The sequence below is a fragment of the Paenibacillus lentimorbus NRRL B-30488 genome, assembly GCF_000411595.1.
Taxonomy (GTDB): Bacteria; Bacillota; Bacilli; order Bacillales; family Bacillaceae; genus Bacillus; species Bacillus velezensis.
The window spans coordinates 244,368-265,991 of record NZ_ANAT01000011.1; the positions used below are offsets into that span (position 1 = coordinate 244,368).

The 21,624-nt window shown below is 45.6% G+C and carries 16 protein-coding genes and 6 pseudogenes; 7 read left to right on the top strand and 15 right to left on the bottom strand.

All coding sequences use genetic code 11. The annotated features are described in order from the left end of the window. Positions 1 to 3: 3 nt before the first annotated feature. Positions 4 to 1,234: pseudogene (locus D368_RS08025) on the bottom strand (oligosaccharide MFS transporter). 389 nt (positions 1,235 to 1,623) lie between these two features. On the opposite strand from D368_RS08025, the pseudogene D368_RS08030 reads away from it, so the two are divergent. Together D368_RS08030 and clpP are read left to right on the top strand one after the other, a co-directional pair. Continuing rightward, positions 1,624 to 2,597 (top strand): annotated as a pseudogene (locus D368_RS08030) (LacI family DNA-binding transcriptional regulator). A 247-nt stretch (positions 2,598 to 2,844) separates the two neighbouring features. Further along, positions 2,845 to 3,441 (top strand): ATP-dependent Clp endopeptidase proteolytic subunit ClpP, encoded by a 597-nt coding sequence (gene clpP, locus D368_RS08035; RefSeq protein WP_003151513.1) that lies wholly within the window; start codon positions 2,845 to 2,847, stop codon positions 3,439 to 3,441. Positions 3,442 to 3,484: 43 nt separating this feature from the next. On the opposite strand, the pseudogene D368_RS08040 reads toward clpP, so the two are convergent. Then, positions 3,485 to 4,343, bottom strand: a pseudogene (locus D368_RS08040) (LysR family transcriptional regulator). Positions 4,344 to 4,516: 173 nt separating this feature from the next. Here D368_RS08040 and D368_RS08045 point away from each other — a divergent pair. Together D368_RS08045 and D368_RS08050 are read left to right on the top strand one after the other, a co-directional pair. After that, positions 4,517 to 5,647, top strand: a complete 1,131-nt coding sequence (locus D368_RS08045) for a PrpF domain-containing protein (RefSeq protein WP_128574707.1) — start codon at positions 4,517 to 4,519, stop codon at positions 5,645 to 5,647. 42 nt (positions 5,648 to 5,689) lie between these two features. Beyond that, the gene (locus D368_RS08050) at positions 5,690 to 7,066 is read left to right on the top strand and encodes an MFS transporter (RefSeq protein ID WP_060674016.1); all 1,377 of its coding nucleotides are present in this window, start codon (positions 5,690 to 5,692) and stop codon (positions 7,064 to 7,066) included. Positions 7,067 to 7,274: 208 nt separating this feature from the next. Here the strand turns inward: D368_RS08050 and D368_RS08055 are convergent, their stop codons facing one another. Then, positions 7,275 to 7,850: an LOG family protein gene (locus tag D368_RS08055; RefSeq protein ID WP_017418850.1), complete on the bottom strand. Its 576-nt coding sequence runs from the start codon at positions 7,848 to 7,850 to the stop codon at positions 7,275 to 7,277. Positions 7,851 to 7,965: 115 nt separating this feature from the next. On the opposite strand from D368_RS08055, the gene D368_RS08060 reads away from it, so the two are divergent. Continuing rightward, a complete protein-coding gene (locus D368_RS08060) occupies positions 7,966 to 8,286 on the top strand; it encodes a MazG nucleotide pyrophosphohydrolase domain-containing protein (RefSeq protein WP_071392328.1) in 321 nt (106 codons plus the stop codon). Positions 8,287 to 8,330: 44 nt separating this feature from the next. On the opposite strand, the gene D368_RS20065 is transcribed toward D368_RS08060, so the two are convergent. The 3 genes and pseudogenes from D368_RS20065 to D368_RS08070 form a co-directional block, all read right to left on the bottom strand. Beyond that, complete coding sequence (locus tag D368_RS20065) at positions 8,331 to 8,855, bottom strand: STAS domain-containing protein (RefSeq protein WP_486129244.1); 525 nt, start codon at positions 8,853 to 8,855, stop codon at positions 8,331 to 8,333. Then, positions 8,844 to 9,931, bottom strand: a pseudogene (locus D368_RS08065) (SulP family inorganic anion transporter); the annotation flags it as partial. The pseudogene D368_RS08065 and the gene D368_RS20065, both read right to left, overlap by 12 nt. After that, positions 9,922 to 10,503: a beta-class carbonic anhydrase gene (locus D368_RS08070; RefSeq protein ID WP_003151503.1), complete on the bottom strand. Its 582-nt coding sequence runs from the start codon at positions 10,501 to 10,503 to the stop codon at positions 9,922 to 9,924. The pseudogene D368_RS08065 and the gene D368_RS08070, both read right to left, overlap by 10 nt. 400 nt (positions 10,504 to 10,903) lie before the next feature. Here D368_RS08070 and D368_RS08080 point away from each other — a divergent pair, with 400 nt between their 5' ends. Then, the gene (locus D368_RS08080; RefSeq protein ID WP_015387656.1) at positions 10,904 to 11,869 is read left to right on the top strand and encodes a 2-hydroxyacid dehydrogenase; all 966 of its coding nucleotides are present in this window, start codon (positions 10,904 to 10,906) and stop codon (positions 11,867 to 11,869) included. A 203-nt stretch (positions 11,870 to 12,072) separates the two neighbouring features. Then, entirely contained in the window at positions 12,073 to 12,462 is a 390-nt protein-coding gene (locus D368_RS08085) for a ribonuclease (protein ID WP_223151841.1), read from the top strand. Positions 12,463 to 12,538: 76 nt separating this feature from the next. Here the strand turns inward: D368_RS08085 and D368_RS08090 are convergent. The 9 genes and pseudogenes from D368_RS08090 to D368_RS08130 all read right to left on the bottom strand — a co-directional run. After that, positions 12,539 to 13,266: pseudogene (locus D368_RS08090) on the bottom strand (arylamine N-acetyltransferase family protein); the annotation flags it as partial. Positions 13,267 to 13,290: 24 nt separating this feature from the next. Next, complete coding sequence (locus D368_RS08095; protein ID WP_025853523.1) at positions 13,291 to 13,548, bottom strand: HPr family phosphocarrier protein; 258 nt, start codon at positions 13,546 to 13,548, stop codon at positions 13,291 to 13,293. A gap of 23 nt (positions 13,549 to 13,571) precedes the next feature. After that, a pseudogene (gene whiA, locus D368_RS08100) lies at positions 13,572 to 14,521 on the bottom strand (DNA-binding protein WhiA). A gap of 26 nt (positions 14,522 to 14,547) precedes the next feature. Beyond that, complete coding sequence (locus D368_RS08105; RefSeq protein ID WP_003151493.1) at positions 14,548 to 15,501, bottom strand: gluconeogenesis factor YvcK family protein; 954 nt, start codon at positions 15,499 to 15,501, stop codon at positions 14,548 to 14,550. Further along, positions 15,498 to 16,385, bottom strand: coding sequence for an RNase adapter RapZ (gene rapZ, locus D368_RS08110; protein ID WP_101562465.1), 888 nt, complete (start codon positions 16,383 to 16,385; stop codon positions 15,498 to 15,500). Before rapZ ends, D368_RS08105 begins: the two co-directional genes overlap by 4 nt. 25 nt (positions 16,386 to 16,410) lie before the next feature. Next, positions 16,411 to 16,878: an 8-oxo-dGTP diphosphatase gene (locus tag D368_RS08115; RefSeq protein ID WP_003151491.1), complete on the bottom strand. Its 468-nt coding sequence runs from the start codon at positions 16,876 to 16,878 to the stop codon at positions 16,411 to 16,413. A gap of 273 nt (positions 16,879 to 17,151) precedes the next feature. Then, positions 17,152 to 18,102, bottom strand: coding sequence for a thioredoxin-disulfide reductase (gene trxB / locus D368_RS08120; RefSeq protein WP_029973531.1), 951 nt, complete (start codon positions 18,100 to 18,102; stop codon positions 17,152 to 17,154). A gap of 205 nt (positions 18,103 to 18,307) precedes the next feature. Then, positions 18,308 to 19,720, bottom strand: coding sequence for a peptidoglycan DL-endopeptidase CwlO (cwlO, locus tag D368_RS08125; RefSeq protein WP_003151485.1), 1,413 nt, complete (start codon positions 19,718 to 19,720; stop codon positions 18,308 to 18,310). A 397-nt stretch (positions 19,721 to 20,117) separates the two neighbouring features. Beyond that, the gene (locus tag D368_RS08130) at positions 20,118 to 21,572 is read right to left on the bottom strand and encodes a tetratricopeptide repeat protein (protein WP_071392330.1); all 1,455 of its coding nucleotides are present in this window, start codon (positions 21,570 to 21,572) and stop codon (positions 20,118 to 20,120) included. Between the last annotated feature and the right edge of the window lie 52 nt (positions 21,573 to 21,624).

A 21,624-nucleotide genomic window follows, 5' to 3' on the forward strand; every position in this document is an offset into this window, starting at 1 on the left:
TCTCTATCCGATTTTTTGCAGACGCTGGACACGCCTGCTGTTTTGTTTCGGGCCCAATAAAGTAAATATGGAGATGACGGTAAAACCGAAGACGACGATTCCCATGATGAGATAGGTTTGACGGAACCCCGCACTGTCATATAATCCTCCCGCAAGCGGCGACAGAATCGACGCGCCTGCCTGAGATGCGAATTGAAAACCGACGAGATAAAGGACGGACGACAGACGCGTATCAAAATTGGCAGCCAAATATTTAAAAACGGCGATCAGCATAATCGGCAATTCCAGTGCGTGGATGAGTTTCATTGATGAAATGCCTACAGGCTCAACTGCAATTCCGGACCCGACGATGCGGAAAGCCATTAAAAACCCCGCTAAAATCAAACTGTTTTTCGCTCCGAACTTATTGACGATAAAAGGCGCAAGAAACATCATGCCGGCCTCCAAAAACACCTGGAATGAATTCAGATAGCCGAATACTTGGTTACCCGTCGACACTGAAGGAAACAAAGACGCATAGTAGATCGGGAACTGCTGATCATATACGCCGTAAATGCAAGTCACCCCGATAATGTACATCATAAAAAACCAGAAATCTCTTAGTAAAAAGAGCCGCCCCACATCTTTTAACCGGACCGAATCCGCTCTGTTTTTCTCATGATCGGTCATTTCTATTTTCACAGACATGATAATGGCCGTTAATATGACGGCTGAAACAGAGGCGATCCAGAAGTTGATATTGGGATTGATATTGAAAAGCTGCCCTGCAAAAAATGCAGCCGCCGCCCAGCCCAGCGAGCCCCACATTCTTGATTTTCCATACTCGAAATCATACTTACGGCTGACCTTTTCAATGTACGTTTCAATCGCGCCTATTCCCGCTAAAAAAGCGGCTCCCAAATATAAGCCTCCGACAACGGCGCCAAGAAAGACGTTGTATTGTAAAAGCGGCCCATAGACGAAGATATAAAACGGACCCGTGAATATGAGAAGACAGCTGATCATAAACAATATCTTTTTCTTCAGCCCCAATTTGTCAGAGATAAAACCGTAAAGAGGCTGCATGCACAGGGCAAATACGGCGTTTACAGAAAAGATAATGCCTGTCGCTGATCCGTTTAAATTGATTTCCTGCCCTAACCAAATCGCAAATAAAGAATAGCTGGAAGACCAAGTAAAAAGAAAAGAAGAAATAAGCACTCAGTTTCCAATACAGACTTTTTGAGCTTTTCATTTGCACCGCTCCTTTAATAGGACCTTTTAACAGCCGTTTTGAGCCGCATACTTCCTTCTTCATATTCATCACATACATGCGAGCTCCGAGTAAGCGCTTACTTTCCGCCGCTGCTTGATTCTTTCACTTTATTGCCGCCAGCCATCTCTCCATACCCGTCACTTCCCTTCACTCCGTAAATAAAGCGCTTTCAAAAAGAATTGTATGTCAACCGGTTTCATATGTCAATCGGTTGACATACAATTTTCTGATTATTTCAATCAAACAAAATGCACCCTCTTTATATGAAAACAGAAACATGGAATGTCCTTGCACATGTCAGCCTGATTCTCTAAAATAAGTGCGTGACGGAAATTGTAAGCCATTTCAGTAAGCAGGAGGGCACGGGAATGAAGCCTAACATTCATGATGTTGCGAAAATAGCGGGAGTTTCCTCTACAACCGTTTCGCGGGTATTAAATAACCGCGGCTATATCAGCGAAAAACAAAAGAAAAAGTGTACAAGGCGATGGAAGAAATCAATTACTTTCCAAACGATCTGGCCCGCTCTTTATTCCGAAAACGAACCAATTTAATAGGACTTATCATTCCAAACTCCAGCAACCCGTTTTTCGGCGAACTCGCCTTTCATATTGAAAGCATTTGTACGTCCATGGGCTACAAACTGCTGCTTTGCAACAGTTTACATCGAAAGGATAAGGAAGAAAAATATTTGGAGATGCTGATAAGAAACCAAGTGGACGGCGTGATCGCCGTGACTTATAACCGGGGAATTCTCAATTATCACAAGCAGAATCTGCCGATTGTCGCCATTGATCATTACTTATCGGACAAGATTCCCGTCGTCGGCTCAGACAACTATGACGGCGGAAAAAAGGCGGCTGAACTGCTGATTGAAAAAGGGTGCCGGCACATCGTCCATCTCAACGGCCCGATTGAACTCGAAACACCGGCAAACCTCAGAAGAAAAGCATACGAAGACGTCATGCATAAACACGGACGGAAGCCTATTACATATGAAGTACCCTTTTATCAGCATTACCATGATATTATTTCAACATTATTCGATGAACAGCCTGACACCGACGGAATTTTTGCCAGCGATGATATCATGGCGGCTGCCGTGATGAACGAGGCTAAAAAACGGGGGAAAGACATCCCGAATCAATTAAAAGTGATCGGTTATGACGGCACTGAAACCGTTCAAACGGTTCTGCCGGACTTGACAACCATCCAGCAGCCGATCGAATTGATTTCCAAAACAGCCATCGAGATTTTAGCAAAAGAAATTGAAGGCGAATTTGATGATTTGCCGCTGGAAACGTGTTTGCCGGTACGGCTTTTGGAAGGACGGACAACGTAGTCAGACCGTTCAGCCGTATGTACCGACGCGACTGCGGTCTATTTTGAGCGCTCCGGCCATATCATTTTCTCAAGGCTCCGGCGCTGATCATCCTCATTTTCACTTTGCTGTTTGAACTTTTTGTTTTATGGGAAAAATGGTGTTAGAAGAAAAGGTTGGCATTTTGGTCAGCGTTTTGTTTGACCTTTATTGACCAAAAATGTATCATGTAAATACATACTTACCTAAAAGGTGAAGGAGGAGCATTATGAATTTAATACCTACAGTCATTGAACAAACGAACCGCGGAGAAAGAGCTTATGACATTTACTCCCGTCTTTTGAAGGACCGTATTATCATGCTTGGATCTGCGATTGATGACAACGTTGCGAACTCCATCGTGTCACAGCTTTTATTCCTTGAAGCGGAAGACCCTGAAAAAGATATTTCCATTTACATTAACAGCCCTGGCGGATCAATCACTGCCGGTATGGCAATCTATGATACAATGCAGTTCATTAAACCGAAAGTATCCACGATCTGCATCGGTATGGCCGCTTCTATGGGAGCATTTTTACTTGCAGCCGGAGAAAAAGGCAAACGTTACGCGCTTCCTAACAGTGAAGTTATGATTCACCAGCCGCTTGGCGGAGCGCAAGGACAGGCGACAGAAATTGAAATTGCGGCAAAACGCATTCTCTTGCTTCGCGACAAATTAAACAAAGTGCTTGCTGAACGTACCGGCCAGCCGCTTGAAGTCATTGAGCGCGATACAGATCGCGACAACTTCAAATCAGCTGATGAAGCCTTAGAATACGGCTTAATCGATAAAGTGCTGACACGCAATACGGAAGACCAGAAGTAATGCCTCAGAAACCTGCAAGAGATGATGTCTCTTGCAGGTTTTTTTATGCTTTATTCCCATTCAAAAAAGTAATGAATGCTTTGACGACAGATAATTCTAACGCTGAAGAATCATACATGAGCCAAGTATCGCGTATCACAGGCTCGTTATTTTTATAGGATAGCGCCAATGTGTATAATTCATCAGAAGGCTGAAGACAGATTTCCGGCACAACAGAATAACCGAGGCCGTTTTTCACCATCTCTTTACAGGTTTCCTGTCTGTCTACCTCCATTGCAATGAAAGGCGGTTCAGTAAATTGGTTATTCCACCATTTTTGAATCAAACTTTTCAAAGAAGCATCAGTTTGATAATAAATCATCGGCAATTTTGGAAGGTCCTCACTGTTGATTTCAGTTTTTGAAATAAGGTACAGTCTCTCTTCATTTAACAGTTGTTTTTCCCCTTGCCAATCATAATTTCCCCTCATAATCCCAAGGTGTACCCCCGAATGATGAAGCAGATCCATCACCTTCGCACTCCATCCCGTATTGACGTGGAATTGTACAGACGGATACTGATCAGAAAACCGTTTTAGAATCGCCGGGAGCTTATACTGAGCAAAATTGCTTGAGACTCCTAATCTGAGAACCCCGCTGACTTCATGGCTCATATTGAGCATATCATCCTTCACTCTTCTGAATTCCTGCAGCATCTCTTTCGAATAATCAACCAGATGTTCACCTTCTGAAGTGAACTCCATCCCTTTTTTCTTTTATAAAAAGGCGCACTCCGAATTGTGCTTCCAGGTTTTTGAGCCGATAACTTAACGCCGGCTGTGTCATATATAATCGCTCTGCCGCCTTCGTCATATTTTTTTCTTCGAATAATGTAATGAGCACAATCCAATCCTTTTCATCCATATGAAATCCCCCAAAATATTTTTCTGCTATAAAATTTTCTCATATTATAAAAGTTTTTTATTCAACTTTATAAAAATTATATGTTTTACTTATAATCCTTATTTATCATACGATATTTTCCAAAGGGACCGGTACCTTTTTATCCACACAAAATGATGTAAGGATGAGACACCATGGAAAAAGTTCCTGTAACCGTTATGAGAGGCGGCACCAGCAAAGGCGTTTTTATTCTTCAAAAAGACATGCCAGACGATACAAACCTATGGAGCGATTTTCTTTTAGACATTATGGGGAGCCCTGACGAGAGACAAATTGACGGTCTCGGCGGCGGCCATTCTCTCACAAGCAAGGCAGCCATTATTAAGAAATCCGCCAGAAAGGATGCTGATGTTGAGTATACGTTTGCTCAGGTCAGTTTGACTGACAATTTTACCGACTTCAAAGGCAATTGCGGAAATATCTCTTCTGCGGTAGGCCCTTATGCTATTGAGAAAGGGCTCGTTCAAGCTGAAGAGCCGGTTACAAAAGTCAGAATTTTAAATACAAACACTCAAAAAGTGATCGCAGCAGAAGTCGAAGTCAGAAATGGAACATTTCATTACCAGGGGGACTGCTCTATTCCGGGGGTTCCAGGTACAGCTTCTCCTATTTATCTTTCATTTCACCAGGCTGAAGGAGCGGTGACCGGTAAGCTGTTTCCCACTGGTCAGCCTATTGATGTTCTCGATACACCGTATGGAAATATCTCGGTATCGATTATTGATTACGCCAATCCGCTTGTCTTTGTAAAAGCAGAGGACACGGGGCTTACCGGCTTAGAACTTCCGGATGAATACACCCCGGATATATTGGAAAAGCTCGAAATGATCCGATCGATTGCAGCCGAGAAATGCAGATTCGCTCCGAGACATGAGGCTGCTGCAAAATCACCGGCCGTACCAAAACTAACATTGATCTCATCTCCAGCGGATTATATCGATACAAAAGGGATAAAGAGACACGCAGAAGAGATGGATCTTGTCATTCGTATGATGTCCATGCAAAAACCGCATCAAGCTTTAGCCATTACAGGGGCGGTATGTACGACTGCCGGCATGCTATTGCAAGATACAATATTATCTGAATTTTCATTCTCCGGCAGAACGATCCGATTGGGGCATCCAAGCGGTATTTTAAAAACCGAGGCAGATGTTGATTCGGATGGAACAACGATTAAAGTAGTACGCACAGCAAGAAAAATCTCTGAAGGCTATGTGTTTACTAAACAAAGTTACAACATGAATACGCTGAATCACATTGGTTAATACCGTCTTCAGACAAGTCAAAGATAAACGGAGGAATACGAGATGATCAATGTAAATGCGTCTAATCGATTAAACAGACTGCCTTTTTCAAGGGCCCATCAAGCAGTGCTCGTTATCCTTTCATTCGCTTACTTTTTTGATTTTATCGATTTAAATACGTTTTCATATGCGGCGCCTTCACTTTTAAAGGAATGGAACATATCCACTCATACCATCGCTTTTATTACGTCTGTCTCCTATTTCGGGATGTTTATCGGCGCCTCTGCCGGGGGATGGTTTTCAGACCGTTTCGGAAGGAAAAAAGGTTTAATTCTGGTTGTCACCTTTTTCTCTTCCTTCTCCCTCCTCTCTTCTCTGGCTTGGAACCCAGAAATACTCGGTGTTTTTAGATTTCTTACGAGTTTAGGTATCGGCGCCACAACGATTGTGGCAAGTACGTATATCAGCGAATTTTTCCCATCCGCAACTAAGGGAAAATACCAGGCAATCTGTATTACAATCGGCATATGCGGAATTCCTGCGGCCGGCTGGGTGGCTAAATTGGTCGTGCCGTCCGCCTCTTACGGCTGGCGGTTTATCTTTCTATTCGGCGCTGTCGGTATTTTTTTCCCGCTGATCGCCAGAAAACTGGAAGAATCACCGAAATGGCTGGACACGAAAGGAAAAAGCGAACAAGCACACCGCATTCTGCTTGAACTGGAGGCAAAAGCAGAAAAAGAAAAGGGTGAACTGCCTGAACCAGCTCCGGCTCTGCAAAGCAGACAAACCGCTGTAAAATCCGTTCCATATCGGACGCTGTTTCAAAAGCCTTTGGCAGGAAGAACTTTTGTTTTAATGACGATGTGGGCAGCTTCCACGATTGCAATTCAAGGCTTTGGCACGTGGGTTCCCACCCTTCTGGTGAAAGAAGGCGTATCAATGGATGAGTCTATCGTATACGTCACTCTGGGAACGATCGGTGCCCCGCTGGGCGCTCTCATTGCGTCGCAAATCTCTGACCGTGTGGACCGAAAGTGGGCCATTTCTGTTTTATCGTTAATTATTATGGCGCTTGGATTCTTTTACGGCATCAATCCTTTGCCGATGGTCATTATCGTATGCGGATTTCTCATGCATATGTTTGAGCGTACTTTCAGTTCGATCGCATATGCTTATACGCCGGAATTATATCCGGTTGAAGCCAGGGCATCTGGAAATGGCCTCACTTACGGCGTAGGACGTCTTGCAAATGTAGCCGGCCCCTTTGTCGTCAGTTTCCTGTATTCAGGCTACGGATTTTTAAGTGTTTTCTTGTTCTTTACAGGCTGCTGGTTTCTTTGTGCACTGACAGTCGGTATATTTGGAATCGGTTCAAAAAAACAAAAGATGCAGCAGGATGATTTCATATCGGAAGAAACATTCGTACAACAAAAGTTGTAAACGCATACAGTCTGCAAACCGCAAAACATCCATCTCCTCTGAGGAAATGGATGTTCTTCTTTCAACCCCAACAGCATTCTCATTCGCATCTTATTCTCAGCCATATCTCTTATTACGAAGAAAGGCGTGGTACGCACGAGAAAGAGAAAAGAACTTTCCGTCAGAATAAATTAGATGCAGCCGCCGAAACATATTTCTGACCGCCACCTTACAATTCCTGCCATTTCTTATCTAAAATCGGGTATGTATACCGATTCATCTGCTCAATCAGCTCATCCGGCCGGGAGGAACTGTGTATCAGCTTTAAATGAGACTCATTCGAAAATCCTTCCTGGATGCTGTACTTGACCATCTTCATCATCGGCTCAAAATACCCGTTCACATTGTACAGTCCGATCGGTTTTTGATGAATGCCGATTTGCGCCCAGCACAGCACTTCAAATAACTCTTCATATGTTCCGAAACCGCCGGGCATGGCAATGTACCCGTCGGCAAGTTCACTCATTTTCGCTTTCCGCTCATGCATGCCGCTGACTTCAATCAGCTCCGTCAGATTCTGATGAACAATCTCTCCGCTGAAAAGCCCGCTCGGCATGACGCCGACAGCTTTTCCGCCGCCTGCCATTAACGCATCAGCGACGGTTCCCATCAGACCGACCCGTGAACCGCCGTAAACAAGGCCGATTCCCTGCTCGGCCATATATTCACCCAGTTCGGCCGCTTTGCGTTTGTACTCTTCATTTACCCCCGGGTTTGACCCCGCAAATACACAAATGGTTTTCATTTTTTCATCTCCGCATCTATATATGTACATCAATAAATCAAAATACACTATATATTGTCCCATCTCTATATGATAATATCAATAAGAATCATACAGGACATAAGGAGTGTTTCACATGCAGATGGCTGAAGCAGAACAATGGACGAAAGATTTTTACGAAAAACGAGGATGGACGGCGTACGGGCCATTTATCAGAATCGGCTTTTTAATGGAAGAGGCGGGTGAGCTCGCCCGGGCGGTAAGAGCATATGAAATCGGCAGAGACCGGCCGGATGAAAAGGACGCAACCCAGGCTGAACGCAGGCAGGAGCTGATTGAAGAAATGGGTGACGTCCTCGGAAATCTGGCTATCCTTGCCGATAAGTACGGAATCACGTTAGAAGATGCGATGGAAGCCCATCAGAAAAAACTGATCAAGCGCTTTGAAACCGAATAAAAACACGGCCTGTCCGCTTTTTCATGGACAGGCCGTATCTGAATTTATCCCGTTATCTCGTCCTGATGCTCAAAGAAATGCTGTTTCCCGATTTTATGAAACAGCCCCGTCTTCCGGATCAGCTCTCTCGGCTGTGATTGCAATCCGACGATCATCAATCTCCCGTTATGCCGTTTGATCCGGTTCATCACATTCCCCAGCACCGCTTCTGCGGAGGTATCCATGTAATGCACATTATTCATCAGCAGAATAAGCGTCTTCGGCTTTTCCTGAAGCCTCTCCAGCAGCGATGATTCCAGTGAATCAATTGAACCGAAAAACAGCGGCCCTTCAATGGAATATGTGCTGACGGATGAATCATTTTTAACCGATTTGACAGCGGCATGCGGTGTTTTAATGCTTGTTGATTCGCTCATTTTTCTGATAAAGAAAACAAAAGCGAGCACGAGACCGGCGGAAACGCCGATGATTAAATCAAACAGAACCGTCAGCAAAAAGGTTGCCGCCAGTACAAATGAATCAGTGTTTTTCAGCCGCATCATATTGGCGACTTCCCTCCGCTCACTCATGTTCCAAGCCACTACCATCAATACCGGCGCCATGCTTGCCAGCGGTACGTGAACGGCAAGCGGGGCGAAGACGAGCAGGACGAGCAGGACGGTGACTCCGTGGACAACACCGGAAATCGGAGAAACTGCGCCGTTTTTAATATTTGTTGCGGTCCGCGCAATCGCTCCCGTTGCCGGTATGCCGCCGAAAAGCGGCGCTGCCATATTGGCGATGCCCTGCCCGACAAGCTCCCTATTGCTGTCATGCCGTGATCCTTTCATATTGTCCGCGACCATCGCCGATAATATGGATTCAAGTCCGCCGAGAAGCGCAATGATCAGAGCCGACGGAAACATCATTATCATGTTATCAATTGAGAAATCCGGAAGCTGGAAAGCCGGAAGCTGCCGCGGAATTTCCCCGTAAGCAGAACCGATTGTCGCCATTTTGTCAGGAAAAACACGACCGCCGCGGCTGTAGAGACAAGCAGCGCCACAAGCGCGCCCGGAATCTTCGGCATCAGCCTGGCTGATAACAGCAAAATGGCCAAAGCAATTCCCGCGATGAGGATGCTGTACAAATTAAAGGTTCCGATCTTCTTGCCTATTTCCGCAATGTTGAGGATAAAGCTTTCATGCTTTTGGATATCGCGCAGACCGAGAAAATGGGCAATCTGCTCCGAGAAAATCAGCACCGCGATCCCGGCCGTAAATCCGACGATCACCGGCTTCGGCACGAATTTCATAATCTTTCCGAGCTTAAATACGCCAAACAGGACGAGCATGACGCCTGCCATAAAACCGGCTACAAGTAAATTCTCAAAACCATACTGCATCACAATGGCAAATAAAATGGGAACAAACGCCCCTGTAGGCCCGCCGATCTGATATTTAGAGCCGCCCAAAAGCGAAATCAGAATTCCGGCCACAATAACGGTGTAAAGCCCGTATTCCGGACCGACCCCCGAGGCGATGGCAAAGGCCATTCCCAGTGGAATCGCTACAATTCCGACGACAATTCCTGCGACCAAGTCTTTCTGAAATTTCTGCATATTGTACCCCTGGTATCTGCCGGTAAATTGCATCGTCAGCTGCATCCTCCTTTGACTGTTTCATAACCGTCAACGACTACATCCAGCGTCCCCGTTCCCGGATCGATCACCAGCCCGTGCACCGGCACCTCTTCAGGCAAGAGCGGATGATGCCTGACCATATTCACGCTGTGGGCCACGCTTTCTTCGACGCTGTGAAAACCGGTCAGCCATGTTTCCAAATCGACTCCCGCATGCTGCAGAAGGCTCAGACATTTGTCCTCCACGCCGCGCTCTTTTGCTTTATTTAATATGGAAGCCGCATTTAATCCCGACATTCCGCACTCGCGGTGACCTATGATGCAGACTTCCTCTGCCTGCAGTTCATAAACGGCAACCAAAATGCTCCGCATGACACTTCCAAATGGGTGAGAAACAATGGCTCCCGCGTTTTTTATGATTTTGGCATCGCCGTTTCTGAGTCCCATCGCCTGCGGCAGAAGCTCCGTCAGCCTTGTATCCATACAGGATACGATGACAAGCTTTTTTTTCGGGAATTTTGTCGTTTGGTAAGGTTCATATTTCCTTTCTTGGACAAACTGCTGGTTGTGCTCCAAAATGCTTGATAAAGAAACCATTTTTCTATTCATCTCCCATCCGATTGTATTGCAAGCCTTCTTACCCAGCTTACAGTAAGGAATTATAGCACAGAAAAAGGCCTCAAAAGCGCTTTCAAAAAAAGACACGATAATTTAACTGTAAATTCAGATTATATTCATTTATATCTTTCAAAAATAATAAAATTTATCTTTACACCAACCTATAAAGCTTTTGAAAACAGCGGTTCCGCTCTTTTTGCCTTCAGAAATATAGGCGGATTCTGTTATTGTTTGGAGAAATCAAGCATGTACATTTCTTTTTCTTTCATTTTAAGTTCAAAAGAACCAGAAATTTATCGTAATGCGTTTGATTATTTCTCACGTTACCGCTTCTCTTATATAATAAAATAGAGAAGAAAGACAAAGGAGGAGAAGCCCGTTGAAACCCTATGTATTCATCGCGAAACCGATACCGCCCGAAGTCGAACAAATGATAGGCGAGCATTGCCGCTATGACATCTGGAAAGAAGATACCATTCCAAAAGAGAAACTGTACGAAAAAATGAAAGATGCTGAAGGGCTGCTGACATCCGGAACGGCGATTGACAGTGATTTGCTGGATCACGCGCCGAAGCTGAAGGTCGTCAGCAATAATTCAGTCGGCTATGATAATTTTAATATTGAAGAAATGAAAAGACGCGGGGTTGTCGGCACGCATACGCCGTACACCTTAGATGACACTGTCGCTGATCTGGCTTTTTCATTAATCCTGTCTTCCGCCAGACGGGTTGCCGAATTGGATCGATTCGTCCGCGCCGGCAAATGGGGAACCGTTGAGGAGGAATCTCTTTTCGGTATGGATGTCCACCATCAGACATTAGGAATTATCGGCATGGGCAGAATCGGTGAACAAGCTGCCAAACGGGCAAAATTCGGCTTCGATATGGACGTGCTGTATTATAACCGCAGCAGAAAACCAGATGCTGAGAAGGAACTCGGGGTTACATATGCCGACTTAGATACACTGCTGAAAACATCAGACTTTGTGCTTTTAATTACGCCGCTTACTGACGAAACGTATCATATGATGGGAGAGCGGGAATTTAAATTGATGAAAGATACGGCATGTTTCGTCAATATTTCCCGGGGAAAGACGGTTGATGAGAAAGCGCTCATCCGCGCATTGCAGGAGGGCTGGATAAAAGGCGCCGGTTTAGATGTGTTTGAAAAAGAGCCGATCGCCGAAGACAATCCGCTCCTGCAGCTGGAAAACGTCACATTGCTTCCTCATATCGGGTCAGCAACGGCAAAAATCCGCTTGAATATGTTCAAGCAAGCCGCACAAAACATGATTGACGCCGTATACGGAAAAACACCGAAAAACCTCACGAAGGAATTTCAATGAGATGAAAAATCCCGGCCGTTTCAGCCGGGTTTATTTTTCGCTAGATCAAAAGTACTATTTTTAAATTCTTTCTATTCCTTTCTCTCGATGCTGATACAATGAAAAGGAATCAGCTTCACATGATAAAAATGGGAGGTATTGCTTTGAAAAAACGATTATCGTGGATTTCCGTTTGTTTGCTGGTGCTGTTCTCCGCGGCGGGGATGCTGTTTTCAACGGCTGCCAAGACGGATACATCTTCTCACAAGGCACACACTGAAGCACAGGTTATCAACACGTTTGACGGGGTTGCGGATTATCTTCAGACCTATCACAAGCTTCCTGATAATTATATTACAAAGTCAGAAGCGCAGGCCCTCGGCTGGGTGGCATCAAAGGGGAATCTGGCGGACGTCGCCCCGGGGAAAAGCATCGGCGGAGACATCTTCTCAAACAGGGAAGGCAAACTCCCTGCAAAAAGCGGACGGACGTGGCGTGAAGCGGATATTAACTATACATCAGGCTTCAGAAATTCAGACCGGATTCTTTACTCAAGCGACTGGCTGATTTATAAGACGACAGACCACTATCAAACCTTTACAAAAATGAGATAAACACATACAAAAAACGGCTTCCCTGCGGAGGCCGTTTTTTTGCAGAGAACCTGCGAGCTTCATATAAAATGAGCAGTAAATTTTCTTCGAACTCTGATCGGTCTATTCTGCTGTTTTCCGCCGTGCCATCGTGTTTTTTATTGTTATATTGCGTTCAGACAGAACCATGTGCCCTTCCGGTGTCCGCTTAGAAGCAAGCAGGCGTTTGTTGAAAGGAGAACGTTCATGTTCAAAGATTGTTTGTTTCATAGACTTGAGGTCCTTTTCATCGATTTCTTCAAGCGAAAATGCGTAACCTGTCTGCCAGCCGTCCCCTTTGTTCATTTCAAGCACGTATGCCCCGAATTCCGTCTCTTCTATCCTCACGCGGAACGCTCCGGCCGCTGATACCGTCTCGTCTCCCGACATCGGCACAGGCTGCATGGCGAGATTGAGGCCGAAGCCTGCATCAGCGATGTACTCATTTCCCCCGGCGGAAAGAAGTACGGCCGCATGTGTGCCGGGCAGCGCCCAGCCGTTTTTCCAGACCGTTCCGCGGATCAATTTGGCATCCAATCCGGCATCTTTCAGGATGAAATAAAGCAGTCCGTTCAAGTCATAACAAAGGCCGCCATGAGGTTCCTTCACCATGTGCCGCCACAGTCCTTCTTTCGTGACGTCATATTCTTTTTTGGACAAAACCGCGCGATTTTCAAACGGAAACCGATACGCGAGCGCCTTTAAAAACTCCGGCAGGTTGCTGAAATCGAGGGAATCCTTTTCCCAGCCTATCGCTTGATAACAATCTTTCAGAAACTCATTCATCGTTCCGTCCCCCTTACAAAGTGTTTACACTTCTTCCTGCACATAAGCGGACAACTTTTCCAGCGCTTCCTTTTCATCGTCGCCTTCAGCGATCAGAGTGACTTCCGTCCCCGAGCTGACCGCCAGACTCATTAATCCCATAATGCTTTTGGCATTCACTTTCTTGCCGTTTTTCTCAAGAAACACATCTGATGCAAAACGATTTGCCTCCTGTACAAACAATGCAGCGGGGCGCGCCTGCAATCCCGTCTTTAAACGCACTTCCACTTTCCCCTGAACCATAAGATCTCCCCTTTTCTGTACGGTTATTTCAAAGTGATGCTTTGTCCTGTACGCAGCTGTTCTGCGATTTCATCGAGCTTTCTCAGCCTGTGATTGATGCCGGATTTGCTGATTTTCCCGCTTGCAACCATTTCCCCCAGTTCTTTCAGCGTGACCTCCTGATAATCAATCCGCAGCTGCGCAATTTCGCGAAGCTTTTCCGGCAGCGCTTCAAGACCGATCCGTTCATCAATGTATTTAATATTTTCCACCTGTCTGAGAGAAGCCCCGATGGTTTTGTTTAAGTTTGCTGTTTCACAATTGACGAGGCGGTTCACTGAGTTTCTCATATCTCTGACAATCCGCACATCTTCAAAGCGCAGCAGTGAATTGTGAGCGCCGATGACATTCAGAAATTCAGTGATTTTTTCCGCCTCTTTTAAATACGTAATATAGCCTTTTTTCCGTTCAAGCGTTTTGCTGTTCAGATGAAATTCATTCAGCAGCGCGCATAATGAATCGTTATGTTCCTTATAAAGCGAGAAGATTTCCAAGTGGTACGACGAGGTTTCCGGGTTATTCACAGATCCCCCCGCTAAAAACGCCCCTCTCATATAAGAACGTTTGCAGCACCGTTTCGCCACCAGTTCCTCAGAAATATTCCGTTCAAATATAAAGTTCTCCCCGAGGATTTTCAATTCCTCTAAAATCAGCTTTGCATTTTCAGAAAAGCGCACAATATAAACATTGTTTTTTTCAGCCGCATTTTTTTTCTGACTAACAGTTCGACCGATACATCATATTGTTTCTTCAGCAATGTATAAATGCGGCGGGCAATCGCCGCATTTTCGGTTTGAACGTCAAGCACGAGATGGCGGTTTGAAAATGACAGGGAACCGTTCATCCGAATCAGCGCGGACAGCTCCGCCTTGGCGCAGCAGTCCTTCACTTCCAGATTCGTCAGTTCTTTTTTTGTTTCCGATGCAAATGACATATTAGCCACCTCATTTCAAAAGGCCTCTAGTCCCTTAATAAATCGACAAGAAGAGAAGCCACTTTATGTGTATCGTGACGGATTACGCCATTTTTATACGTGATAATCTGATCCCTGATGACCTCAAGCCCCATGGATTTCAGCTTTTCAACATTGAAGTCGACGGGCCGGGCCAGCTCTTTCGCATATTTGCTTTTGATTTCGTCAGGGATCTCCTCATTGTTGATTAAGATCGTGTCGATAAACGGCTGCTCCATATGATCGTTCAGCGCCTTGACATGGTCGGCCGCGCTGTATTGAAGCGTCTCGCCGGGCTGTGTCATGACGTTGCATATATATACTTTTTTGGCCGCGGCCTTGACGACTTCCTCTCCGATTTTCGGCACGAGCAGATTCGGAAGAATGCTTGTGTACAGGCTTCCCGGACCGATAATGATTAAATCGGCCTGACGGATGACGTCAATCGTTTCCGGCAGCGGATCAATTTTTTCAGGCGTAAGAAACACCCGTTTAATCCGCTGGCCGTAAGAAGGGATTGTCGATTCTCCGGAGACGACCTGCCCGTCCTCCATTTCAGCATGAAGAACGACACTGGTGTTGGCAGCAGGCAGCACTCTGCCGCGGACATTCAGCACCTTGCTCATTTCGGTGACAGCGTGAAAGAAATCACCGGTTATATTTGTCATCGCTGCCAAAATCAAATTGCCGAGCGAATGTCCGGTTAAGTCGCCTCCCTTATTAAAACGGTGCTGAAACAGATTTTCAACGAGCGGCTCAACATCTGACAAAGCGGCCAGTACGTTACGGATGTCACCCGGCGGCGGAATTTGAAGTTCATCCCGCAGACGGCCTGAACTTCCGCCGTCATCAGCAACTGTCACAATCGCCGTAATATCAACGGGCTTATGCTTTAACCCCCGAAGCAGCACGGACAGACCCGTTCCGCCGCCGAAGATTGCGATTTTCGGCTTCTTATTCATTTCCGGCTTCTCTTTTCAATGTCCCGGTGAGTGACATGAGTATAGAAATCTTTTTTAAAATAGTCAGCCAAATACTCAGCGAGCGTGACGGAGCGGTGCTGGCCGCCCGTACAGCCGATCGCGATGACAAGCTGGCTTTTCCCTTCCCGCTTATAAGACGGAAGCATAAAGCCGAGCAGATCAACAAGCTTTTCAATCAACTTTTGTGTTTCGTTCCACTTCATCACATAGGATGACACTTCCTCATCTTTCCCCGTAAGCGGTCTCATGCTTTCAATGTAGAACGGATTCGGCAGAAACCTTACATCAAACACGAGGTCGGCATCTATCGGAAGCCCGTATTTGAAACCGAATGACATCACGTTCACTGTAAATGTTTCACCTTGGTTCGTGGCGAAATGCGCCACGATTTTTTCACGCAGATCACGCGGTTTCATATCCGATGTGTCATAGATCAGCTGAGAGCGCCCTTTCAATTCTTCAAGCAGCTGGCGTTCCAGTGCGATTCCTTCAAGAGGAAGCCCGGTAGCTGCCAGCGGGTGAGAACGCCTCGTTTCTTTGTATCTCGTCACAAGGATGGAATCCTTAGCGTCTAAAAAGAGAATACGCGGTGTAATCCACGGATTTTCCGCCATTTCATCCAGCGCCTCAATCAGCCTGTCAAAAAATTCACGTCCCCGCAGATCCATGACAAGCGCGACCTTGCTCATTTTTGAACTTGATTCTTTCATCAGCTCCAAAAATTTCGGCAGCAAGGAAGGCGGCAGATTGTCGACGCAAAAATAGCCGAGATCCTCAAAGCTTTGAATGGCGACGGTTTTCCCCGCTCCAGACATTCCCGTAATGATGACGAGCTGAATATCATGGTTTTCATTCATACTCATCTTTCTCCCCCCTGCGGTCTTTCTTTTATTTGATAAGCTGCGGATCTAAACGATAGCTGAGCAGCTCGAAGTCCGGCGTATACGTAAAGGTGCCGTGCAAAAGCCCTTGGCCCTTGATCATAAAATCAAGGATATGCCCGTCTCCGGGGGCCATCGGAAGGCTGTGGATATCTTTTACGTCATGCCACTTCAGAACGCCTTCCTCTGATTCAGCGACATTCCGCCCCGTGTAGGAGTCGGCGACGAAAGTAAACATCATCCACTCTGACACGATTTGTTCCTGTTCCTTAATAATAAAGGTAAACACGCCTTTTAACTGCGGATTTAGTATATAAATGCCCGTCTCTTCTCTGTACTCTCTGATGACGGAATCTCTGACGGATTCGCCGCTTTCCATCTTCCCGCCGGGCGCGACCCACCAGCCCCGTCTCGGCTTTTGGAGAAGGAGAACCTGATCATCTGTCTGCAGCACACAATTTGTCACTCTTTGCACAAGTACGTCACCTAACCTTCTCAACAAATCATCGTCTCTTCATTATACCGTTTCGGCATGTCTCTCACAATGCAGAGACACCGACATCCTTTTCTTTTATTTGACAGAAAACAAAAAATCGCAAAAAAAGGGCACGGATACTGGAATCCGTGCCAAAGTGTATTCATTAAAAAGGGGGTCAATTACTACATTCATCTTAAAACATCAGTATTTCACCCGTGTTACAGCGTAATTAAAACACAGTAACGATTCAAAAACTGAACATTACAGTGATTATTTAACGGTTTTGAGCGTTTCCTCAAGCTCTTCCACATAATGCTGAACGCTTTGAGCCGCAATACTTCCGTCGCCTGTCGCCGTTACGATCTGGCGGAGCGTTTTTTCCCGGATGTCTCCCGCGGCGAAAATGCCTGGAACTTTTGTCTCCATTTGGGCATTTGTTTCAATGTAGCCTTCTTCATTTGTGATGCCCAAGTTTTCGAACGGTTTAGAAAGCGGAAGCATACCGATATAAATAAAGACGCCGTCAGCTTTGAATTCTTCCTCTTCTCCCGTCACGGTATCCACAAGAGTAAGTCTGCCGACTTTTCCGTTTTCCTCATGGATCTCTTTTACGGTTTTGTTCCATTTGAAGTCAATTTTCTCATTGTCAAAGGCACGCGCCTGAAGAATGCTTTGCGCACGCAATTTGTCACGTCTGTGAACGATGGTGACTTTTGAAGCGAAGCGTGTCAGATAGACGCCTTCTTCAACGGCGGAGTCTCCGCCGCCGACAACGACAAGCTCTTTATTTTTAAAGAACGCGCCGTCACAAACCGCGCAGTACGATACGCCGCGGCCGCCCAGTTCTTTTTCGCCGGGGACACCGATCTTTTTGTATTCCGCTCCGGCAGAAATGACGATGGCGCGCGCTCTATATTCTTTTGAACCGGCTTTGACCGTTTTATATTCTTTACCGTCAACGATTTCTTTAATATCGCCGTACGCATATTCCGCACCGAATTTTTTCGCATGTTCAAACATTTTATTAGAAAGTTCAGGGCCGAGAATGCTTTCAAAACCCGGATAGTTTTCAACATCCTCCGTGTTGGCCATCTGGCCGCCCGGAATTCCTCTTTCGATCATTAATGTGGATAAGTTCGCTCGTGATGTGTAAACAGCAGCGGTCATCCCCGCCGGACCCGCGCCGATAATGATCACATCATAAATTTTTTCTTCTGACACCATGATTCACTCCTTTTCGAAATGGGGCGCACCCTATATGACTAAGAATCCCCATCAATCGTATTCCTTACCCATATCCTATTAAATCTGAGGGCAATTCGCTATTTTTTGCTCATTTTTCTGAGAAACCGTGATTAGGCATCTCCTGAGCGGGTATATAAATAAAGAAAGAGCCTTCCGGGATAGAAGGCCCTTGTCTTATTCATTATTGCACGACACGTCTTACATTGCCGTTGAATGCTTTCTTCCAGTAAGGGTTGCTCATAGAATCAATGGATACACCGTGTGATGTATTATCGTTCAGGAACGTTCCGTTACCTAAGTAGATGCCGACGTGGCCGTTTGTTTTATACGTGTTGAAGAATACTAAGTCTCCGCGTTTCATGTCAGACGCGCTTACTGCTTTACCTCTTCCGATTAATGTATCTGTGTTTGTGCCGCTTGCAGGTCCGAGATTAACGCCTGCGTTAGCATAAGCCCAGCGTACGAATGAAGAGCAGTCAAAAATACGGTTGTCAATATCGGATTGAGTGCGTCCGCCGCCGAATTTATACGGAGATTGACCCACAAGGCTTGATCCTACGCTGATCGCGCCTTCAATACCGCCTGAATTTGAAATAACAGATCCGCCGTCAGAATCATCTGAACCGCCGCTGTTATGAGATGATCCGCCTGAAGTGCTCTTCGGTTTGCTTGAGCTGTCAGATGAATCAGATGATGTTGAAACAGCCGCTTTTTTCACAGTTTTAACCGCCGGTGCCGGCTGGCTGTCATCTTTTTGGTTTTGGTCTTCAGAAGCTTTTTGCGCTTCTTCCTGTTTTTTGATCAGGGCAGCCGCAGCAGCCTGCTCAGCTTTAATGCGCTTCTGCTCTTTTTCAGTGTCAGCTTTTTGGTTTGCAAGCTGTGACGCTTCTTTTTTCAGATCAGAGATAGCGGAAGCCGCTTTTTTCTGACCGTTTTTCGCTTCGTCGAAAAGCTTGTCTTTCTGATCAAGCTGTTTGTTCAGGTCTTTTTGCATAGACTCGAGTTTCGCAAGATCATCTTGAACTTTTTTCAGCTTCACGTTAAGTTCAGCCTCTGCGTCTTCGAGTTTCGCTTTATCCTGCTCCTGCTGTTTGATCAGGTCTTTATCCGCATCAACGATAGAAGATACTGCAGTCGCACGGGAAATGAAGTCTCCGAAGCTTGTCGCTCCTAAAAGTACATCTATGTATCCTTGAGAACCGCCGTTTTCCTGTAAAGAACGAACGCGTTTTTTCAGGATTTCATTGCGTTTTTCAATACGCGCTTCTGTTTCTTTGATTTCTTTTTTCAAATCAGCGATCTGCTTTTTCGTTTTTTCGTTTTCAGCTTTTTTATCTTCGATTTTATTGCTTGTATCCAACGCTTTAGCGTTAATGTCTTTCAGTTCTTTTTCAATCTTAGCCTGCTTGTCCTGAAGCTTGGACAATTCTCTTTCTTTTGCTTCAAGGCTTGAAGCCACCTCAGATTGCTTGCTTTCAATTTTCGCTTTTTTGCTGTCTAATGTTTCCGCCGAAGCAGTTTTTGTAAACGGGATCAAAAAACTGCTTGTCCCGATGACGGAAGCCAAACCAAGTGTTAATAAACTCTTTTTCACTTTTTCTTTCCTCCCTTTTACTTTAAACCTGTTCTCATTTGGAATTCTATTATGAACATCAAAGTTACGCTCCCTCACATACCCGTGAGGCTGATGATTTTTATGTACGATTCTTTGAATCTGGTTAATTGGTATAGATTATACAGCACATGTAAAATAAACTAATCTCTTATGTACGAGACTCATTATACCATCATGTTTCGACAATTTTTATTACAGTTATATTTCAATGTGATTGCAAATCTCATATTTTGCAAAATAAACGGTGATTACGGCCTGATTTCGATTCAAAAAGCAAAAAAATACGTATGAATACCTCTTTTTTCGGCGGTAAAGTTCTGTTTTGCCCCTTTATGATAAAAAAAAGAACCGACTCTTTATATAGAAAGAATCGGTTTTATTCTAATATATCATCTATTTGTCTGATGTATTTCGAAAGGGTTGCCGGGGTTATACCGTAAACGGCGGCCGTTTCTTTTTTCGTCGTTTTTTCGCCGTTTGCTTCTTTCCATACGTATGCGATGGCTGCGGCCCACGCCCGCTCATTCTGTACGGCAGCGGCGGCGCGGATGTGCTGAATGACGTGAAAAACCCAGCAGCTCATGACGTCAGTTTTTAAACTGTCGGCTTCCGCTTTCTCCAGAAGCTTGACCGTCCGATACGTGAACAGCGCATCACCGGAGACGCCTGAAGCGCCTTTTTCACCGGAAAGCAGCAGGCTGACGAAATCTTGTTCAAACGGTGAAACGGCGCGTTTTGCCGTCAGAACTTTTTCAAGCTGGTTCCGCTCTCCTTCAGCGCTGCTGATATAATAGGCGGCAAGCCGCTGTTCAAGTGAAGCAGGCAACGGTTCCTGCCGCTCCGCCCAAGGCGCTGGCCGGTCTGATTCGGGAAATTCGGCTTCGGCCTTTTTCCAAATGGTTTCCGCAAATTCTGTGCGGCCTGTCCCGTAGGCTGAGGCGGCAAGCCAGTAATAAAACGTTTCGTCGCCTTCGAACCCGCTTTTGTAAAGAGAACGGAGCCATTTATAACCGAGATCATGTCTGCCGACAAGCGCAAGCGTCGCCCCCAGCTTATAGCGCTGTTCGAATAAAATCGGATACACGTTGGCGAGTTTCCCGCTCAGTTCTCCGACTTTTTCATCTTCCCTCTCGTAATAGCAGAATACAAGGAGGTTGCACAGGGCATGGAGATTGCCTTCATTTTTCTCAAGCACTTCGAATACCGTCTGTTTCGCTTTTGTAACATTGCCTGAGTAAAAGTAAGCAAGCGCCAGGTTGTTGTATGCAGACCAAAGCTCGGGGTAATCGGCCGTAATCTCTTCAAGCATGACAACCGCTTCATGAAGCTGGCCGCTCTCAAGAAGCATTTTTGCCCGGTCCTGCCTGATCAGCAGCTCATCCTGGTCATAGAGCGATTCGTTTTCACCCGCTTCGCCGAAATCCAAAAGCTCCATCAGATTTTCAATCTCTTCGCTGAATTCCCCGTCCGGATCGGCATCTGAATAAGCCGCCGCTTCTTTGTATGCTTCCTGAAAGAGCCCCAAATGCGCGAAATTATTCGCTTTAAAATAATGACACTCGGGCATTTCTTCTTTCAGGTTCACCAAAATAAAGTCGAACAGCTCATTTGACTGCTGGTAGTGGCCCATTTCAGAATAAATGACGGCCAGCCGGGACAGCATTTCGGAATCATTCGGTTCAAGATGGACGGCCCGCTGAATCAGTTTGCTGGCCCGTTTTAAATTCCGCTCTTTATATGCTTTTAAGCCTTTATGAAAAAAATATTGTCCATCCTGAAGCAGCTGGACAATTTGCGCGTGCTTTTTCTGTTCAGAAGTGTGTTTTCCCACAAATATCCTCCGTTTTATACGTATTACCGTCAGTAGTATACCATAAAACGGT

What these genes read in the sequence shown, in the direction of transcription:
- rapZ (WP_101562465.1), bottom strand. Translation starts at nt 16,385, where the DNA reads ATGAGTATGAATGAAAACCATGATATTCAGCTCGTCATCATTACGGGA.
- D368_RS20065 (WP_486129244.1), bottom strand. Translation starts at nt 8,855, where the DNA reads ATGAGTGAGCGGAGGGAAGTCGCCAATATGATGCGGCTGAAAAACACT.
- D368_RS08050 (WP_060674016.1), top strand. Translation starts at nt 5,690, where the DNA reads ATGATCAATGTAAATGCGTCTAATCGATTAAACAGACTGCCTTTTTCA.
- D368_RS08060 (WP_071392328.1), top strand. Translation starts at nt 7,966, where the DNA reads ATGCAGATGGCTGAAGCAGAACAATGGACGAAAGATTTTTACGAAAAA.
- D368_RS08070 (WP_003151503.1), bottom strand. Translation starts at nt 10,503, where the DNA reads ATGGTTTCTTTATCAAGCATTTTGGAGCACAACCAGCAGTTTGTCCAA.
- D368_RS08105 (WP_003151493.1), bottom strand. Translation starts at nt 15,501, where the DNA reads ATGAATAAGAAGCCGAAAATCGCAATCTTCGGCGGCGGAACGGGTCTG.
- D368_RS08045 (WP_128574707.1), top strand. Translation starts at nt 4,517, where the DNA reads ATGGAAAAAGTTCCTGTAACCGTTATGAGAGGCGGCACCAGCAAAGGC.
- clpP (WP_003151513.1), top strand. Translation starts at nt 2,845, where the DNA reads ATGAATTTAATACCTACAGTCATTGAACAAACGAACCGCGGAGAAAGA.
- D368_RS08095 (WP_025853523.1), bottom strand. Translation starts at nt 13,548, where the DNA reads ATGGTTCAGGGGAAAGTGGAAGTGCGTTTAAAGACGGGATTGCAGGCG.
- D368_RS08055 (WP_017418850.1), bottom strand. Translation starts at nt 7,850, where the DNA reads ATGAAAACCATTTGTGTATTTGCGGGGTCAAACCCGGGGGTAAATGAA.
- D368_RS08085 (WP_223151841.1), top strand. Translation starts at nt 12,073, where the DNA reads ATGCTGTTTTCAACGGCTGCCAAGACGGATACATCTTCTCACAAGGCA.